Source organism: Microvirga sp. CF3062 (assembly GCF_036314045.1).
In the GTDB taxonomy this organism is placed as follows: Bacteria; Pseudomonadota; Alphaproteobacteria; order Rhizobiales; family Beijerinckiaceae; genus Microvirga.
Map to the genome: position 1 here is coordinate 138,244 of NZ_JAYGGN010000003.1, position 17,908 is coordinate 156,151.

At 64.7% G+C, this 17,908-nt stretch carries 18 protein-coding genes; 8 read left to right on the plus strand and 10 right to left on the minus strand.

Annotated elements, in window-relative coordinates; all coding sequences use genetic code 11:
* The first annotated feature begins 57 nt into the window (after positions 1–57).
* Positions 58–1,257, plus strand: a complete 1,200-nt coding sequence (locus VB618_RS06835; RefSeq protein WP_329795839.1) for a multidrug effflux MFS transporter — start codon at positions 58–60, stop codon at positions 1,255–1,257.
* On the opposite strand, the gene VB618_RS06840 is transcribed toward VB618_RS06835, so the two are convergent.
* Positions 1,242–1,592: a DUF1330 domain-containing protein gene (locus tag VB618_RS06840; protein ID WP_329795840.1), complete on the minus strand. Its 351-nt coding sequence runs from the start codon at positions 1,590–1,592 to the stop codon at positions 1,242–1,244. The genes VB618_RS06835 and VB618_RS06840 overlap by 16 nt on opposite strands.
* A gap of 228 nt (positions 1,593–1,820) precedes the next feature.
* A complete protein-coding gene (locus tag VB618_RS06845; RefSeq protein WP_329795841.1) occupies positions 1,821–3,941 on the minus strand; it encodes a transglycosylase domain-containing protein in 2,121 nt (706 codons plus the stop codon).
* A gap of 147 nt (positions 3,942–4,088) precedes the next feature.
* Here VB618_RS06845 and VB618_RS06850 point away from each other — a divergent pair, with 147 nt between their 5' ends.
* Positions 4,089–5,330 (plus strand): cation:proton antiporter, encoded by a 1,242-nt coding sequence (locus tag VB618_RS06850; protein WP_329795842.1) that lies wholly within the window; start codon positions 4,089–4,091, stop codon positions 5,328–5,330.
* 57 nt (positions 5,331–5,387) lie between these two features.
* On the opposite strand, the gene VB618_RS06855 is transcribed toward VB618_RS06850, so the two are convergent.
* The 3 genes from VB618_RS06855 to VB618_RS06865 form a co-directional block, all read right to left on the minus strand.
* Positions 5,388–5,660, minus strand: a complete 273-nt coding sequence (locus VB618_RS06855) for a DUF4242 domain-containing protein (protein ID WP_329795843.1) — start codon at positions 5,658–5,660, stop codon at positions 5,388–5,390.
* Between the two features lie 133 nt (positions 5,661–5,793).
* Complete coding sequence (locus tag VB618_RS06860) at positions 5,794–7,233, minus strand: UdgX family uracil-DNA binding protein (protein WP_329795844.1); 1,440 nt, start codon at positions 7,231–7,233, stop codon at positions 5,794–5,796.
* Entirely contained in the window at positions 7,230–8,444 is a 1,215-nt protein-coding gene (locus VB618_RS06865) for a putative DNA modification/repair radical SAM protein (protein ID WP_329795845.1), read from the minus strand. Before VB618_RS06865 ends, VB618_RS06860 begins: the two co-directional genes overlap by 4 nt.
* Positions 8,445–8,672: 228 nt before the next feature.
* Here VB618_RS06865 and VB618_RS06870 point away from each other — a divergent pair, with 228 nt between their 5' ends.
* Genes VB618_RS06870 through VB618_RS06880 form a run of 3 tightly spaced genes read left to right on the plus strand, consistent with a single transcriptional unit; the run spans position 8,673 to position 11,547 of the window.
* Positions 8,673–9,218 (plus strand): TRAP transporter small permease, encoded by a 546-nt coding sequence (locus VB618_RS06870; protein WP_329795846.1) that lies wholly within the window; start codon positions 8,673–8,675, stop codon positions 9,216–9,218.
* 5 nt (positions 9,219–9,223) lie between these two features.
* A complete protein-coding gene (locus VB618_RS06875; RefSeq protein ID WP_329795847.1) occupies positions 9,224–10,531 on the plus strand; it encodes a TRAP transporter large permease in 1,308 nt (435 codons plus the stop codon).
* 32 nt (positions 10,532–10,563) lie between these two features.
* Entirely contained in the window at positions 10,564–11,547 is a 984-nt protein-coding gene (locus tag VB618_RS06880) for a TRAP transporter substrate-binding protein (RefSeq protein ID WP_329795848.1), read from the plus strand.
* A gap of 147 nt (positions 11,548–11,694) precedes the next feature.
* On the opposite strand, the gene VB618_RS06885 is transcribed toward VB618_RS06880, so the two are convergent.
* Positions 11,695–12,117, minus strand: coding sequence for an OsmC family protein (locus tag VB618_RS06885; protein WP_329795849.1), 423 nt, complete (start codon positions 12,115–12,117; stop codon positions 11,695–11,697).
* 91 nt (positions 12,118–12,208) lie between these two features.
* Here VB618_RS06885 and VB618_RS06890 point away from each other — a divergent pair, with 91 nt between their 5' ends.
* The gene (locus tag VB618_RS06890; RefSeq protein ID WP_329795850.1) at positions 12,209–12,850 is read left to right on the plus strand and encodes a DUF1345 domain-containing protein; all 642 of its coding nucleotides are present in this window, start codon (positions 12,209–12,211) and stop codon (positions 12,848–12,850) included.
* Positions 12,851–12,893: 43 nt separating this feature from the next.
* Positions 12,894–13,442 (plus strand): GNAT family N-acetyltransferase, encoded by a 549-nt coding sequence (locus VB618_RS06895; protein WP_329795851.1) that lies wholly within the window; start codon positions 12,894–12,896, stop codon positions 13,440–13,442.
* Here VB618_RS06895 and VB618_RS06900 read toward each other — a convergent pair.
* Genes VB618_RS06900 through VB618_RS06910 form a run of 3 tightly spaced genes read right to left on the minus strand, consistent with a single transcriptional unit; the run spans position 13,439 to position 15,985 of the window.
* Positions 13,439–13,984: a regulatory protein RecX gene (locus VB618_RS06900; RefSeq protein ID WP_329795852.1), complete on the minus strand. Its 546-nt coding sequence runs from the start codon at positions 13,982–13,984 to the stop codon at positions 13,439–13,441. The genes VB618_RS06895 and VB618_RS06900 overlap by 4 nt on opposite strands.
* A complete protein-coding gene (locus VB618_RS06905; protein ID WP_329795853.1) occupies positions 13,981–14,733 on the minus strand; it encodes a phosphatase PAP2 family protein in 753 nt (250 codons plus the stop codon). Before VB618_RS06905 ends, VB618_RS06900 begins: the two co-directional genes overlap by 4 nt.
* A 58-nt stretch (positions 14,734–14,791) precedes the next feature.
* Positions 14,792–15,985: a winged helix-turn-helix domain-containing protein gene (locus VB618_RS06910; RefSeq protein ID WP_329795854.1), complete on the minus strand. Its 1,194-nt coding sequence runs from the start codon at positions 15,983–15,985 to the stop codon at positions 14,792–14,794.
* A 197-nt stretch (positions 15,986–16,182) separates the two neighbouring features.
* Here VB618_RS06910 and VB618_RS06915 point away from each other — a divergent pair, with 197 nt between their 5' ends.
* A complete protein-coding gene (locus VB618_RS06915) occupies positions 16,183–17,685 on the plus strand; it encodes an MDR family MFS transporter (RefSeq protein WP_329795855.1) in 1,503 nt (500 codons plus the stop codon).
* Here the strand turns inward: VB618_RS06915 and VB618_RS06920 are convergent, their stop codons facing one another.
* Positions 17,686–17,898, minus strand: a complete 213-nt coding sequence (locus tag VB618_RS06920) for a hypothetical protein (RefSeq protein ID WP_329795856.1) — start codon at positions 17,896–17,898, stop codon at positions 17,686–17,688.
* Between the last annotated feature and the right edge of the window lie 10 nt (positions 17,899–17,908).

Consider the following 17,908-nt stretch of genomic DNA (forward strand, 5'->3'; position numbering starts at 1 on the left):
TGACATGCCCACCGTTTGGGCTTAACCCCGGCAGGCCTGTCATTGCCGAACCGCTCCATGCTCAAGCCCGACACCCTGGCCCTCACCGTCGTCCTGGCGCTTCTGACTGCGCTCGGGCCTCTCTCGACAGATATGTACCTGCCGTCGCTGCCCGCGATTGCGGTGGGCCTCAATGCGACCACGGGCCAGACGCAGCTCACGCTCTCGGCCTTCCTCCTCGGCTTTGCGGCCGGGCAGTTCTTCTATGGGCCGATTTCCGACCGGATCGGGAGAAAGCCCGTGCTGCTCTTCGGTCTGGGGCTCTTCACGCTGGCGAGCCTCATCTGCGCGTTTGCGCCCAACATCGAGACGCTGATCGGCGCGCGCTTCCTTCAGGCGCTCGGCGCGTCGGGCCCCATCGTGCTCGGGCGTGCCATCGTGCGCGATTTCTACGAGGGGCCGCGGGCCGGCCAGGAATTGTCGCGCATGGGTACGATCATGGGCGTCGTGCCGGCTGCAGCCCCGATCCTCGGCGGCGTGATCGAGCGCATCTCGGGCTGGCGCGTGACCTTCGGGGTCATGATCCTGTTCGGCATCGCCATGGCGGCCATCATCAGCCTGCGCATGCCGGAGAGCATCCGGAAAAAGTCGGACGTGCCGATCTCCTTCGGGTCTATCCTGCGCGGCTTCAAGCTGTTGCTCGGCCATCCAGGCTATCGCACCTATGTGGGCCTCTCCATGCTCACCTATGGCGGGCTCTTCGCCTTCATCTCCGGCTCGTCCTTCGTGCTGCAGAATATCTATGGCCTGGATGAACTGTCCTATGCCTTCTCCTTCACCTTCGTGGTTGCGGGCTTCATCGGCGGCACTTATCTCGCGCAGGATCTGGTGGGCCGGCGCGGGCTCGACGGCACGATCCGGCTCGGCGTGATGTGCCTCGCTGTCGGCGGCGCCACCATGCTGGCGCTCGTGCTTCTCGCTGTCCCGTCATCGCTCAGCATCAGCGCCCCAATGGCGATCTACGGCATCGGGGTCGGCCTCACCATGCCGCAATCCATGGCCTCGGCGCTGATGCCGTTTCCGGAACGGGCCGGCGCGGCCTCGTCGCTGCTGGGCATCTGTCAGATGACGTTTGCCGCCATCGTGGGCATTCTGCTTGGAAGCAACCTCGATGCCTCGGCGATCCCGCTGCCCGCCACCATCGCCGCCACCGGCGTGCTGGCGCTTGTGCTGTTCCTCATGACGAGCCGGGCACGGGGACATCAGCCCAAGGGCTGATCCATTGTCGGCAGTGCTGAAAGGATGTCGGTGGCCTTGTGATCGGCCGGAACTCCGTCTGTGAGGAAGACATTTCCGCGCGAGTTCTCAAGGCGCAGGGGTAGGATCTGCCGGTAGGCCGGCGAGGCATACCACGCACGGGCGCTCTCCCGGTCGGGAAATTCGATCACGACCAGATCCCCCGACCACGATCCTTCCAGCACCTCCACCGGTTCGCCGTGAAGCAGGAAGCGGCCGCCGAACGGCGCGAGCGTCGCGTCGATGCCCCGGAGATATTCGACGATGGCGGGACCGACATTCACATCGTGCAGATGACCGATTGCATAGGCGGACATGGCAGGCTCCTTCTCGATTGATGAGCCGAGCATGCCGTGCGGAGAGAGGGATGGCGATTACGTGCGGGGTAATGTTTTGCGGAGTTGCCTAAACGCACATGCCGTCATCCCGGACGCGGCACAGCCGCAATCCGGGATCGTAAGACGAGCAAGGCTCCTCATTCTGCAGACGATCCCGGGTCCCGCTACGCGGCCCCGGGATGACAGTGCAAAGCTTGGGTGATTGCCTCAAAGCCCGAACAGCTTCTCAAGAAAATTCTTCTCGCGGCTCGCGCGCCGCTGGGGTGCGGGCTGAACCCAGCTGCTTTCACCATCTGCATTGGCGTAGCGCGGACCGCCTCCGGCGCCGGCGACGGGAATATCCGACGGCGTGCGCATGCGCTCGAGGCCGGGCAGGGGCACGGGCTGCTGGTCCTTGAGAGCAGCCGTCATGAAGTTGTGCCAGACTTCCGTGGGCAGGTTGCCGCCGGTCACGCGCTTGGTGAGCGCGCCGTCGTCGTTGCCGAGCCACACGCCGGCCACGAGATTGCCGGAGAAGCCCACGAACCAGGCGTCCTTGTAATCGTCGGTCGTTCCGGTCTTGCCCGCAAGAGTCCAGCCCGGAATCTGCGCCTTCTGGGCAGTGCCTATGACGAAGACGTTGTGCATCATCTCGTTCATCTGAGCCACCACGCCCGGATCGATGACGCGCCCAAGACCGCCCGAGCCCGGACGCTTGTAGATGAGCTTGCCATCGGTGGTCTTCACCTGGGTGATCACGTAAGGCGTCACCCCGATGCCGCCATTGGCGAAGGCCGCGTAGGCGCTCACCAGTTCAAGCGGCGTCACCTCGGAGGTGCCCAGTGCCAACGAGCCGTTGGCCTGAAGCGGTGAGGAGATGCCGAGCCGCTGCGCGGTCTGCACCACGGTCTTGGGCCCAACCTCCATGTTGAGCTTCACCGCGACCGTGTTGAGGGAGAGCGCCAGCGCATCGCGGATCGTGATCGGCCCACGATACTTGCGGTCGTAGTTCTTGGGCGCCCAGCCCTTGTAGGCAACGGGCGCGTCCTCCATCACCATGTCGGGCGTGTAGCCCCGCTCCATGGCGGCGAGATAGACGAAGGGCTTGAAGGACGAGCCCGGCTGGCGGCGGGCCGCGATGGCCCGGTTGAACTGGCTCGTCTCGTAGTTGCGGCCGCCGACCAGGGCCTTGACGGCTCCGTCCGGCAGCATGGCCACCACGGCACCCTGGCTCACGTTGAACTTCTGGCCCTTGGCGTTGAGCTCGTCGACCAGCACGCGCTCGGCTGCCGACTGCAACGTCGGTTCAACAGTGGTCGAGACCACGATGTCGGATTCGACCGTGCCGACGAAATCGTCGAGCACGTCCATCACGTAATCGGCCGCGTAATTGGCTGATCCCGCTCCGTTCGGGCGCACGGACTCGGCCGGATCGCCCAGAGCCGTCTTGGTCATGCCCGGCGTGATGAAGCCGAGGTCGTTCATGGCCGCGATCACGAGTTCCGCACGGGCCTGCGCCCGCTCGGGATAGCGGTTCGGGGCGAGACGCGACGGCGACTGAACGAGGCCTGCCAGCACGGCGGCTTCCGCGAGCGACACGCTGCGGGCCGACTTGCCATAATAGCGCTGGGCGGCGGCCTCGACCCCGTAGGCTCCAGCGCCGAAATAGACCCGGTTGAGATAGAGCTCGAGGAGCTGGTCCTTCGAGTAGTTGCGCTCGAGCCAAAGCGCCAGGATCGCCTCCTGGATCTTGCGCGAGGCGGTGCGCTCCTGGGTCAGGAAGAGGTTCTTGGCGAGCTGCTGTGTCAGGGTCGAGCCGCCCTGCAGGCCGCCGCTGTTGCTCAGGTTGCGGTAGACCGCACGCGCAATGCCGATCGGGTCGATGCCGTAATGGTCGTAGAAGCGTCGGTCCTCGATGGCCACGAAGGCTCTCGGAAGATAGGGCGGCAGTTCCTTGAGGGTCATCGTGCGCCCACCCGTCTCGCCGCGATTGGCGAGAAACGAGCCGTCGCTCGCCAGGATGGCGATGTTCGGCGGGCGCTTGGGCACTGAGAGCTGGTCGATGGGTGGAAGCTGCGAGGCGTAGTAAGCCACGATGCCGCCGACGCCGATCACGCCCCACAGGCAGAGCACAAGCCCGGCATAGACCAGCTTGCTGAAAAGGGAGCGGCCAGCCCGGCGTTTAGTATTCCGGGGCCGGGAAGGCCCGCCGCCGCCTTGTCCAGAAGCTCGCCTGCGCGCCATCGTTCCCCCTGCCCGATCCTGGGGCGAGAGGTGAAAATCCAGCTCCCCCGCTTGCCCAGCGGGCGCATCGAACACCGGCTCGCGCCGGTCACGTCCGTTCGCCACGTCTTTTATGACCCCGCATTCACGCGACCGGTGGGTCCGGCCTTTCATGCTCTGGAGCACCCTAATTGTGGCGGTTTAAGGGGCAGTTAACGGGGATTAACCCCTTCTCGACCGGAACTGCCGAGTCTGGCCCGCGTTCGCTGCCTTATGAGTGCTTACATCGTCGTGCTGGCAGGGTTCGGGGTTGTCGTCCTTTTGACCGCCTGGCTTCCCATGGTCCTGAAGGAACTACCCCTGTCCCTGCCGATCTTCTGCGTGGCCTTGGGTGCGCTTATCTTCGCCTTTCCCGACCTGCCCGGTGTGATCCCTCATCCCAACGAGGAACTCGCCATCGTCGAGCGGATGAGCGAGTTCGTAGTCATCGTCTCGCTCATGGGCGCGGGCCTGAAGATCGACAGGCCCTTCGGCTGGAAGCGGTGGCGGCTTACCTGGCGGCTGCTCGGCATCGCCATGCCGCTCACGATTTTCGGTCTCGCCTGGCTTGGGCAGAGCCTGCTGGGCTTGAGCCTCGCGGCGGCCTTGCTGCTCGGAGCCGCGCTTGCTCCCACGGATCCGGTGCTTGCCAGCGACATACAGGTGGGCCCGCCGGGCGACAGCGAGGAGGACGAGGTGCGCTTCACGCTCACCTCGGAGGCGGGCCTCAACGACGGCCTCGCCTTTCCGTTCATTCTCCTGGCCATCTCCTTCGCGCAGGAGGGAAGCCTCACCAATGTGGCGGAATGGGTTGCCTATGCCATCGTCTGGAAGATCGCAGCCGGCATCGGCATGGGCTACGTGATCGGGCGGACGCTCGGCTGGCTCACCTTTCATCTGCCGAACCGGGCCAAACTCTCCCGCACCGGTGCCGGGTTCGTGGCGCTCGGCATCACCTGCCTCGCCTATGGCTTGACCGAGATGGTCAGGGGCTATGGCTTCCTGGCGGTTTTTGTGGCGGCCTTGGCCCTGCGGGCGACGAAGCCCGAACATGATTATCACAGCAAGCTGCACGACTTCGCGGAAGAGCTCGAGCGGCTCCTGATGATGGTGCTTCTTGTCCTGCTCGGCGGCGCCATGACGGGCGGGGACTTGCTCAGTGCCCTTACATGGCAGGCTGCTGTCTTCGGCCTGCTGGCGCTATTCGTGGTCCGGCCGCTCGCCGGATGGATCGGGTTGATCGGCACCGATCCGCCACCGGGCGAGAAGGCGGCGATCAGTTTCTTCGGGATTCGCGGTCTCGGATCGATCTATTACCTCGCCTATGCCTTGCATCACGCGAAGTTCGACAACGCGGATCTACTCTGGAGCACGGCCGGCTTCATCATCCTGGTGTCGATCGTGCTGCACGGCGTCACGGTCACGCCGGCGATGCGGCATCTCGACCACCGTCGGAAGCTGGAGGCGAGAGCGTGAGCCTCGCAGCATCCCGGTATCCGACTGGTGTCATCAGGTCGGGTGCCTTTGCGGCCCCTACTCGGCGGTCATCGGATTGATGACGGTCCGCACGCGGGCGATGGAATCTGCGGGAAGTCCGGCCTTCTGAGCGTGCTCGCGGATCATCGACTCATCCGGCGCCCGGTAGACGCAATAGATCTTGTCGTCTGTGACGTAGCTGTGAACCCACTGAATGTCGGGTCCAAGCTCGCGCAGAACGTCGCATGAGGTTTTCGAGGCCTGTTGCATGTCCGATGCAGATGAATTGCCGACACCCGGCATGTTTCGCTCGATCACGAATTGCGGCATGGCCTGTTCGCCGGTCGCCCGGCGCCTCCTTGCCGGGCCAAGTCGGCCCCGGCTTATGGCTAACCTCTGCCTATCTTTGCATTGTAGCAAGAACTCAAACGGTTATCTGGTTCGCTCCGGTGCGACGGCGCACTTATTCCGCCGCGAGCGGCAGCTCGCCCGTTTCCAGATCAGCCCGAGCCAGATCGTGAATGCGGCGCAAATCGTTGAGGAACGCCTCGTAAGCCTCGCGCTTTGTCGCCTCGTCCGGCAGGCGCAGCAGATAGGAGGGGTGCACGGTGATGTAGCCCTCATACGAACCGAACTTGGCGCGACCGCGCGAGCGCGTGATCGGCGTCGCCTTGCCTGAGAGCGCCAGGACGGCGGTGGCACCCAAAGCCACTACGAGCTTGGGCCGCACCAGCTCCAGCTCCTTCATCAGCCAGGGCCGATAATGCTTCACCTCGCCGGCCGTGGGCTTGGAGTGAATGCGCCGGTGGCCGCGCTGCTCGAATTTGAAATGCTTCACCGCATTGGTGAGATAGGCCTGTTCGCGCTCGATCCCGGCCTCCCTCAGGGCCTTGGCGAGAAGCTTGCCCGCGGGACCGACGAAAGGCCGTCCCTGCAGGTCCTCCTGATCGCCCGGCTGCTCGCCGACGAAGACGATCTCCGCATGATCCGGGCCTTCGCCGAACACCGCCTGCGCGGCGCCGGGCACCAGCGGTCCTGCCTTGGCGATAATGGCGTTGAGCTGTTCGAGGGTCTTGGGTTCCTGATCCCACATGGCTTCAAGGGCGCGCTCGGGCGTGCGTTTGGCGGGCATCGTCGCCTCCTGTTCGATCATCCGTTCAACGCGCTGGGCGGCGGTTTGGATCAGACCCGGAATGGCGGCGGTCTCGGGCATGTTGCGCCAGTACTTTTTCGGCATCTCGGCCCGCATGGCCGTGGGGTTCACCCGCGCCGGGTTGAACACGCTCTCGTAATAGCCGCGCCAGCCCTCCTCGAAGCTGTCCTCGTCAGGTGCATCGTCGCGCCGCCCGGGCGGGCCGAAGGTCAGCGCATGCCGGTCCCAACGCGCCGAGCCGATGGGTGTGAGGATCGTCCAGTCCATCGAACGAAAACGGTCGACGAAGAAGGGCGCCGCCGCCTCGAGAATGAAATGCTCCGGCTCGAACCAGGCGGCGAAGCGCTCGAGTTCTCCCTGCATCCGGCGAAAGCGCACGAAGGCGTGCATCTTGTGCAGGTCGCGCCGCACGGAGCGGGCCATCAGGTCGATGCGGTGTACCAGCGGATCGCTCGCGACTTCCAACAGGTCGCGCTCGCCATTCAGGACGCGCCAGACGAGGCTGTAGAGCAGGGCATAGCGCTCAGGGTCGCTGTGGCAGACCACCTGCTCGATGAGCCGCGACACGCCTTTCGGAATCGACACCGGCGCCGCGTCAGCGACCGTCTCGTCGCCGAAGAGGCCCGGAGCATCGTCGATGGCGAACACCACATGCTGCGGCGCCAGCTCCTCGGCGATCAGCCAGCGCACCGCCCGGCGAAAGCCGTGGAGATCCGCGCCGGCTTTGAGGGTGATGCGGTGGAGGCTCATGCGAACAAGCTCAGCTGCTCGGGCTTCTCGATCAGCCGCTCGCGCAGGTCGAGCTTGTCGAGCCTGGCTTTCGGGTGATGATCGGCCGTGATGAGGAAGGGCTTGGCGCGCTTCAGCCCCGAGGTGAGGCGGGCGACGTCCTCCAGGCGCAACGTGGTGTGCTTTCGCGCCACAACGATCTTGTCGACGGCACGCGCCCCGAGGCCGGGCACGCGCAGCAGCATCTCCCGGTCGGCGCGGTTCACGTCGACCGGGAAGCGGTGGCGGTTCTTGAGCGCCCAGGCGAGCTTCGGGTCGATGTCGAGATCGAGCATGCCCTTCTCGGCCGAGGATGCGATCTCGTCCACGTTGAAGCCGTAATAGCGCAGCAGCCAATCGGCCTGATAGAGCCTGTTCTCGCGCATGAGCGGCGGCGATTTGAGCGGCAGGATCGCGCTCGAATCCGGGATCGGGCTGAAGGCGGAGTAATACACCCGCTTCATGGCGTAATGGCCGTAGAGCGTGGCCGATTTGCGTAAGACATCCGCGTCCGTGGTCGCGTCGGCGCCGACGATCATCTGCGTGGTCTGGCCGGCCGGTGAGAAATGGCGGCGCTCCTCGCGCGCCTCCTCGATGCGCTCGAACATCTGCGCCATGGCGGTCTCGATCGAGGCGCCGTCCTTTTCAGGAGCGAGCTGCTCCAGGCTCTTTTCCGTCGGCAGTTCGAGATTGATCGACAGGCGGTCGGCCCAGAGCCCCGCCTCCTCGATGAGCCATGGGCTCGCTTCGGGAATCGTCTTCAGGTGGATGTAGCCGCGAAAGCCGTGGTCGCGGCGCAGCTTCTTCGCCACCAGGATCATCTGCTCCATGGTGTAGTCGGGGGAGCGGATGATGCCGGACGAGAGGAACAGGCCCTCGATGTAGTTGCGCTTATAGAACTCGATGGTCAGCGTCACCACCTCGTCGACGGAGAACTTGGCCCGTTTCACGTTGGAGGAGCGGCGGTTCACGCAATAGGCGCAGTCGAACAGGCAGTAATTAGTCAGCAGGATCTTGAGCAGCGACACGCAGCGCCCGTCCGGCGTGTAGGCGTGGCAGATGCCGGTCCCCACCGTCGAGCCGAGGCCATCGGGATCCGACTTGCGCTTGGGCGCCCCGGAGGAGGAGCAGGAGGCATCATACTTAGCCGCATCCGCCAGGATGCGCAGCTTCTTCGACAGCTTCTCGTCCATGGATCTTCCGCGAGTTTGTTCGTGTTTTGTTCTAGCATGGATATAGGGCGCTGGCGAGTGCGGCAGGAGGGGGCGGGAGGTCGCATGACCTCTCCTCAGAGAGCCTGCCTAGCCCTTGGGCAGGAAAGACGGAAAGCTTGTGCATTCGTGCCGGAAGAGGCCCTTGCTCCCGCCTGCCGTCAGGTTAAGCTCTGGCCTGCGCATCACGCGCCAAAGAAAACTGTCTGCATGCTCCGTTCCGCTCTCGACGGCCTTTATCTCTTCGCCGGCTACCTCGCAGGCCTGTTTCTCATCGTCATCTTTCTTCTCATGATGGGCCTGTCCCTCGGGCGCGGCATCGGCATCAACATTCCGGCCGGCGACGATCTCGCATCCTGGTCCATGGCCGCGATGGCTTTCTTAGGCTTGGCTCACACCTTCCGCTCCGGTGAGATGATCCGGGTCGGCCTCGTGACGGACCGCCTGCAGGGACGGACCCGCTGGTGGTTGGAGATGTTCTCCCTGGTGATCGGTCTCGGCTTCGTGGGCTTCTTCGCCTGGCACGCGGTGCAGCTGACCTATGACAGCTGGCGCTTCAACGACATGGCGCAGGGCGTGCTCGCGATCCCGCTCTGGATCCCTCAAATCGGCTATGCCACCGGCCTCGTGATCCTGTTCATCGCTTTCCTGGACGAGTTCATCCACGTGCTGCGCGGCGGCGACCCGCGCTACGAGAAGCCGCCTGCCACCACCGCCGAAGAGGTGGTGGAGCGCGCAATCCAGAGCGGAGTGTAGGACCCATGGAGCTCATCGAGATCTCAGGGCTCCTGCTCCTGCTGTTGGCGTTGCTTCTCGCCGGCGGCGTGTGGATCGCCATCGCGCTCATGGCCTGCGGCTGGGTCGGCATGCAGTTCGTGGGTGGCGGCATTCCGGCGGGATCGGTGCTTGCCACCACGATCTGGGGCAACTCCGCTTCCTGGACTCTCGCGGCGCTTCCGCTCTTCATCTGGATGGGCGAGATTCTGTATCGTACGCGTCTCTCGGAGGAGATGTTCCGCGGGCTTGCGCCCTGGCTCAACTGGCTCCCCGGGCGGCTCATGCACGTCAACGTGCTCGCCTGCGGCATCTTCGGGTCCGTCTCGGGATCGTCGGCCGCCACCTGCGCGACGGTGGCCAAGATCGCCCTGCCGGAACTGAAGAAGCGCGGCTATGACGACATGGTGAGCTTAGGGTCGCTCGCCGGCGCCGGCACGCTCGGCATCCTCATTCCGCCATCGATCACCATGGTGGTCTATGCGGTGGCGGCCAACGTCTCGATCATTCAGATCTTCCTTGCCGGCTTCCTGCCGGGCCTTCTCGTGATGGCGCTCTATTCCGGCTACATCGCCGTGTGGTCGCTGCTCAACCCGAAGAAGGCGCCCCCACCCGAGCCGAGCATGAGCTTTCGCGAGAAGATGAGGGAATCGACGAACCTCATTCCCGTCGCGCTCCTGATCATGCTCGTCTTCCTTACCCTCCTGCTCGGCTGGGCAACGGCCACTGAATGCGCCGCCTGGGGCGTGCTCGGCTCCCTGGCGATTGCCTGGTGGTCAGGCGCCCTGTCGTGGGATTCGTTCTGGAAGAGCGTCATGGGCACGACTCGCATCACCTGCATGATCATGCTAATCTTGGCCGGCGCCTCGTTCATGTCGACCTCGATGGCCTATACCGGCATTCCCCAGGCGCTCGCATCCTGGGTCGACGCCCTCAACCTTTCGCCCTACGCCCTCATCGCGGCGCTCACGGTCATGTACATCCTGCTCGGCACCGCGCTCGACGGCATCTCCATGATCGTGCTCACCACCGCCGTGGTGATCCCCATGGTGAAGACGGCGGGCTTCGACCTGATCTGGTTTGGCATCTTCCTCATTCTCGTGGTCGAGATGGCTGAGGTCTCGCCGCCGGTCGGATTCAATCTCTTCGTGCTCCAGACCATGTCGGGCAAGGATTCGAACACCGTGGCGCTCGCCGCGCTGCCGTTCTTCTTCCTGCTCGTCGCGGCGGTGGCGATCATCACGGTCTTTCCAAATATCGTGATGGTGCTGCCGCAGATGGCCTTCCCGAACTAGACGCTTTCACAACAACCAGAGGGAGACAAACGATGAAACAGATGACACGCTTCTCTTTAAGCCTCGCCGGTGTGCTGCTGATGGCAGCACCCGCGCTGGCGCAGACCAAATGGAACCTGCCCGCGGCCTACCCGCCGGACAACTTCCACACCGAGAACCTGAACATCTTTTCCAAGGATGTGGCGGACGCCACCGGCGGCAAGCTGCAGATCACGGTTCACGGCAACGCCTCGCTGTTCAAGGCGCCGGAGATCAAGCGTGCGGTGCAGACCGGCCAAGCCCAGGCCGGCGAGGTGCTGATGTCCCTGCACGAGAACGAGGACCCGGTCTACGGTCTCGACGTGGTGCCCTTCCTGGCCACTTCGTTCGATCAGGCGAAGAAGCTCTTGGACGTGCAGCGTCCGGCCCTTGAGAAGAAGCTTTCAAGTCAGGGCCTGATGCTGCTCTTTGCGGTGCCATGGCCGCCGCAAGGCATCTTTGCCAAGAAGGACATCAACACCGTCGAGGACCTAAAGGGCGTGAAGTGGCGCTCCTACAATCCCGGCACCGCCCGCATCGCCGAACTCGTCGGCGCGCAGCCCGTCACTGTCCAGGCGGCCGACCTGCCGCAGGCGCTTGCCACCGGCGTGGTCAACACCTTCATGACCTCGGGTGCGACCGGCTACGATTCGAAGGTGTGGGAATCGCTCACCCACTTCTATGACACGCAGGCCTGGATCCCGAAGAACATCACCTTCGTCAACAAGGCCGCTTTCGATGCCCTCGACAAGCCGACGCAGGAGGCCGTGCTGAAGGCTGCCAAGACGGCCGAGGAGCGCGGTTGGAAGACCGCGCAGGAAAAGACCAAGTGGTACGTGGAGCAGATGACCGCGAAGGGCATGAAGGTGCAGCCCCCCGGGCCTGAACTGAAGGCAGGCCTGCTGAAGGTCGGCGAGCAGCTGACTCAGGATTGGCTGAAGAAGGCAGGCCCCGACGGTCAGGCCATCGTCGATGCCTATAAGAAGGCCGGGTCGTAAACCCGTTCACTCACCCGTCATGCCCGGCCTCGTGCCGGGCATCCACGTCTTTCCGACTCTGTAGCTCCTAAAACGTGGATGGCCGGGACTGATCCCCGGATCAAGTCCGGGGACGGCCATGACGTGAGGAGTGATGCAGGGATGCACTTACGCCAGCGTGAAATCCATCGTGATCTCGGCGTTGAGCACCTTCGACACGGGGCAGTTCTTCTCGGCCGCACGCGCCAGCTCCTCGAACTTGGCCCGGTCGATGCCCGGCACGTTGGCGTTGAGCGTCAGGGCCGATTTCTTGATCGTGAAACCGCTGCCCTCCTGTTCGAGGGAGATGACTGCTTCCGTGGCGAGTTCGTTCGGCGTAAATCCCGCGCCTTGAAGCTGGAAGGCGAGTGCCATGGTGAAGCAGCCCGCATGGGCGGCGGCGATCAGCTCCTCCGGATTGGTGCCCTTCTCGTTCTCGAAGCGCGTCTTGAAGGAATAGGGCGTCGAGGACAGAACGCCGGAATCCGAGGTGAGGTGGCCGGTGCCCTCTTTGCCCGTGCCCTGCCAGACGGCTCTTGCCTTGCGGTTCATCCTGATCTCCTTTTGCGATGAGGCTTGGTCATCTAGAACAGGGACAACCAAGCTCCAGGGGCCGCCCGCTATTCTCGTGAAGAGTTGAGCCATGATGCATCTCAAGGCCCGTCTGCGTTCGCGGCTTCTCGGTTCGGCTCTCGTGGCCTGTCTGGTCTTTGCCGCTCTGCCGTCCTCATGGCTGGTGAATTCGCGCCTGCTTGTCGCCTGGGACATCGGGGTCGTATGCTATCTGGGGCTCGCCTGGCTCATGGCGCTGCGCTCCTCCACGGCGAAGATGCAGGAGCGGGCGGCGCAAGAGGATGAGAGCGCCGTCGTGGTCCTCGCCCTGACGCTGGGGGCCTCCATCGCGAGCCTCGCTGCGATCGCCGTGGAACTCGCCGGCATGCGCGATGGTCAGACCGGGCAGCAGGCCTTCCGCCTCGGGATGGCTGGCGTCACCATCTTGTGCTCCTGGTTCTTCGTGCACACGATTTACGCCATTCATTATGCGCACGAATATTACGGCGATGCGGGTGAGCGCCGCGGCTTGGCCTTTCCGCATGAAAGCCGGCCCGATTACTGGGATTTTCTGTATTTCTCGTTCAACCTCGGCGCCGCAGCGCAAACTTCAGACGTGGCGATCGTCTCCCGGCGCATGCGCCGCCTCGCGCTCGCGCACACGATCCTGTCCTTCCTCTTCAACACCACCGTCCTGGCACTTGCGGTCAACGTTGGCGCAGGGCTGCTATGAAGCACGTTCGATTCTACAAACACCTCCATGCCCGGGTTTCCTGATGTCCAGTTCCCCTCTTGCGCGCGATCTTGCTCCCATCATTGAAACTGAACGCCTCACCCTACGAGGGCACAGGCTCGACGACTTCGCCGATTACATCGCCCTCTGGACCGATCCGGAAGTGACCCGCTTCATCGGCGGCAGGCCTTCGTTCCGGGAAGAGGTATGGGGACGGCTGCTGCGCAATGTCGGGCATTGGACATCACTCGGTTTCGGCTACTGGGTTATCGTCGAGAAAGAGTCTGGGCGCTTCATCGGAGAAGTCGGACTCGCGGATTTCCGGCGCGAGATCGAGCCGTCCCTTGACGATATGCCAGAGATCGGCTGGGCCCTTGCGCCCCATGCGCATGGAAAGGGCTATGCGACGGAAGCCGCACGCGCCGCCATCGCGTGGGGCGACGCGCATATCAGCTCCCGGCGCACAGCCTGCATCATCGCTCCTGAGAACGAGCCGTCCATCCGTGTGGCTGAGAAATGCGGCTACCGGGAGTTCTGTCGCACGACCTACAAGGACAAGCCGACGATCATGTTCGTGCGGGAAGGTGCCTAAATCTTGTCCTCGTCCCGCTCGCCTTCGATGACGCTCCGCGCCACATCGAAGCGAAAACCCGCGCGGGCCATTGCGGCCAGGTCCTTGTCGCGATAGGGCGCCCGCTCGCCGGGGCGGAAGGGTCCGAGCTTGCGGCGGCGGGCAAAGGCGCGGGCCGCCTGCTCCTCGTCGCCCTCCTCTCCTTCCAGAACCGCCGCGATGGTGCTGCGGTCGATGCCCTTGGCGGAGAGCTTCGCCTGGATGGCTCGCGCCGAGCCGCCCCGGCGGCGCAAGGTGGCGACGCGGGCTTCCGCATAGCGGGTGTCGTCGATGAGGCCGATTTTCAGGCTTTTGGCCACCACCTCGTCGATCATGTCGTGGAACTCGGCCGGATCCTCGCCGCGCAGGCGGCAGCGCTTGTCGACCTTGCGGCGCAGCACCCGGCGCAGGTTCTCGGCCGAGGAGGCATAGCGTTCGAGATAGGACATGGCAGCCCGCTGCAGGTAGGCCGCCGTGACCTTGCGCGGCGGCTTGCGGATGGGTTTGCCGGTCTCGTCCGTCATTCCGGCTTGTCGTCGGATAAACGCGAGGTTTCGCCCGGCTTCTCCACCTGCCCGCGGCGCTGCAGCTGCAGGGCCACGAACCAGCACAAGGCCGCCCAGGCCGCGCCGACCGACCAGCCGGCGACCACGTCGCTCGGCCAGTGGACGCCGAGATAGACGCGGCTCACGCCGACCAGCAGGGTCATGATGATGGCAAGCCCCATGATGAAGGCGCTCGCGCGCCGGCTCTTCTCCACGCGGGCGAGCAGGGCACCGAGCGTCAGATAGGTGATGGCCGACATCATGGCATGGCCGCTCGGGAAGCTTGCGGTGTAGATCCGGGTGGCGTGGGGTACCAGATCCGGCCGGGGCCGCTCGAAGCCCATCTTGAGGCCGGTGGAGATCAGCATGCCGCCGACGATGGCGACGATCACCAGAAGGGCCGCGCCCTGTCTCCGGGTCATCATCAGGTAGGCCCATGTGGCCAGGGTGATGATCGACAGAATGGCGTAGCCGCCAAGGCCCGTGATGTCCCGGGCCGATTCCTCGAGCCAGGAGGGCCCGAGGGGATTAGCCGGATTCTGCGGATCGCGAAGGGCCAACAGGAGCTGGCTGTCGAGCGCATGGGTCTCGCCCTCCTGCACCTCGTCGGCAAGCGTGATGAAGGCCCAGGCGAAGAAGCCGCAGGCGGACACCGAGAGCAGCGGGCCGATCTCGTTGAGCCGCAGGCGGAACCACAGGCGGGTGGCGGGGGTGAGAAGCGTGTTCATGGCCTCATGACATAGGAGGATCGGGACGTCTGGCGAGCCTTGGGCGGTTTCGGGAGGCTCAAACCTGCAGCCGCATGCGCCATTCCTTCGGCGCCGTGATGGAGCCGAGGTTGAGCCACTCGGCCATGAGGCGCAGCTCGTCTCCCAGAGCTGGGGCGATCTCCTCAGGGGCAACCGAGGCTTCCGGATGGACGGAGTGGACGATGAGATTCCCCGCCGCCCGGTCGGCCTTCAGATCCACGCGGGCGACGATGCGCTCGCCCAGCACGAAGGGGAGGCAGTAATAGCCGAATTCCCGCTTCTCGGCCGGGGTGTAGATCTCGATCCGGTAGCGGAAATCGAACAGCCGTTCCGTGCGCGTGCGCTCCCAGACGATGGGGTCGAAGGGCGACACGAGCGCCCGCGCTTCGACCCGACGCGGAATTTTGGCCTGGGGATCGAGATAGACCGGGCCGTTCCAGCCATCCACCGTGACCGGGATGAGGTCGCCCGCCTCCACCAGCTCGGGGATGCGCGCCTTGGCGTCCTGCGGCTCCAGGCGGAAATAGTCGCGCAGGCACCGCTCCGAGGCGATGCCGAGCGCCCGGATGGACAGCCGCAGCAGCTCCCGCTGCGCCTCCTCGGTCGAGGGTGTCGGGATGTTCAGGATGTCGGAGGGCAGCACCCGCTCGGGCAGGTCGTAGACGCGCTCGAAGCCGCGCCGCGTGGCGGTGGTGACCTGGCCCGCCCAGAACAGCCATTCGAGCGCCCGCTTGCCGTCGCTCCAGCCCCACCAGGAGCCCTTGCCCTTGCCGCCGATGGACAATTCGCCCGCACCGATCAGCCCCCGCGTCTCGATCTCGCGGCGCACCTGCTCGATGAAGGCGCGCTTCTCGCGCCCGAACCGGGCAAGACCGCCATAGGTGCCTTCGCCCCGCGCGGCGCGCTCCATGCGCCAGCGGAAGAGCGGGTGCAGGTCGAGCCGGATCAGAGAGGCTTCATGCCCCCAGTATTCGAAGGCCTCTCGCTTCTTGGGATGATAAGCGGTCTTTTCGAGCAGCCCACGATCATAGGCGCCGAGCCGCGAGAACAGCGGCATGTAATGGGCACGCACCAGTACGTTGACCGAATCGATCTGGAGCAGGTGCGAGCGCTGCAGGGCGCGGCTCACATGGCGCTTGGTGGCGCCGGCTGGGCGGCCTTCATGGAAGCCTTGAGCAGCCAGCGCGATCCGCCGGGCCTGTGCGAGTGTGATGTGGGTGCGGGACGGCATGGCGCGAACAATAGAGGAACGCTGCGGATCGTTGCCAGAGGCAGGGCTCTGAAACAGCCGCCAAAAAGTCGGAACCTGTGGATGGAGCTGTCACTTAGCTCAGTCTTGAGCCGGAACGCATACCAGCCCTGCAGGTACAGGTTCGACATACCCTCGGCTTGTCCCCTAGATGAGCCTGCCGGAACACGATGGACACGATGGACCAATCTCCCCCTGCACACCTGCACGGCGCTCAGAACAAGCCTCTGAGCCAAGCTGAAATCCGCACCATCATCGTCGGCGTGCTGCTCGCCATGTTCTTGGCGGCCCTGGACCAGACCATCATCGCGACGGCGCTTCCCACCATCGGCCGCGAACTCGGCGACCTGGAACACCTGTCCTGGATCGTGACGGTTTATCTCCTGACCTCCACGGCCGTGACGCCGCTCTACGGCAAGCTCAGCGATTCCTATGGCCGGCGCACCATCATGCTGGTGGGCATCGTGATCTTCATCATCGGCTCCATCGCCTGCGCGCTGGCGCCCAGCATGTTTTTCCTCATCCTGGCCCGCGGCGTGCAGGGCATTGGCGGAGGCGGGCTGATCGCCATGGGCCAGACCATCATCGCCGACATCGTGTCTCCCAGGGAGCGCGGCCGCTACCAGGCCTATTTCGCCAGCGTCTTCATGTCCTCGAGCCTGCTCGGCCCCGTGCTCGGGGGCTTCTTTGCCGAGAAGATGCACTGGTCCGTGATCTTCTGGATCAACCTGCCGCTCGGCTTTGTGGCCTTCCTGCTCGCCCATCGCACCCTCAAGAAGCTGCCCCGCCACGAGCGCCCGCACCGGCTCGACCTCCTGGGCGCGGTACTCATAGTGGCCGCGACCGTCGTGCTGCTGCTTGCCCTCAGCTGGGGCGGCATCCGCTATCCCTGGGGATCCTTGCCGATCCTCGGGCTTGTCGCCGGCTCTCTGGTGCTATGGGGCCTCTTCGCCCTGCGCATGCGGCTGGCCCCGGAACCGCTGATTCCCTCGGGGGTGCTCCACAACCCGGTGGTGCGGATGGGGGTGCTCGCGGCCTGCTTTGGCATGGGTACTTATATCGGGCTCACCATCTACCTGCCGGTCTATTTCGAGACCGTGCGCGGCCTCTCGGCGAGCCTGTCGGGCTTGGCCCTCATCCCGCTTATGGCGGGCACCGTTGTCGGCGCGACGCTGTCCGGCCAGACCATGGCCAGGGTGAAGCATTACAAGCGGCTTCCGACGGCCGGCCTTATGGTGGCGATCATCGCCATGGGCGTGCTGTTCCTTTATGGCGAGAGACTGTCGATCACCGCCATCGAGGTCATGCTCGGCATCATCAGCATCGGGCTCGGTACGCTACTCCCGGTCACCATGGTGACGACACAGAACGCGGTAGCGCCGCACCAGATGGGAACCGCCACGGGCACGGCCAATTTCTTCCGCTCGCTCGGCGGCGCCTTCATCGTGGCGATCTTCGGCGCCATCGTGCTGAGCGGCTCAGGCATCACGGGCGCGGCGAGCTTCGAGGCCATGGGCGAAGCGGCAGCGCAGAGCGGCGTCAATCTCGCCGACGTCTTCAGCTACGTGTTCCTGGCCGCCATGGTCGGCTTCGGGCTGGCGCTCGCCTTCCTGCTGGCCCTGAAGGAATTGCCCCTGCGAGGCGGCGCCGTGAAGGCGGCGGAGGCGTCGGTCGCAGACTGATCAGCGCCGGTTCCGCGAGCGCATGTAAAGCAGCACGATGGCGAAGATGATGATCAGCCCTGAGATGATCATCCCGAAGATGCCGAACGCCCCCTCCGTCTCCGCTGCGCCGGGCGGCGTGGTCTGCGATCCTGGCGTTTCCGTGCCAGGGGTCGTGCTCTGGACCCGGATCATCTGAGCGTCACTGGTGATTCGGGAGGCAGGGATCGGCATCGTCCATCCT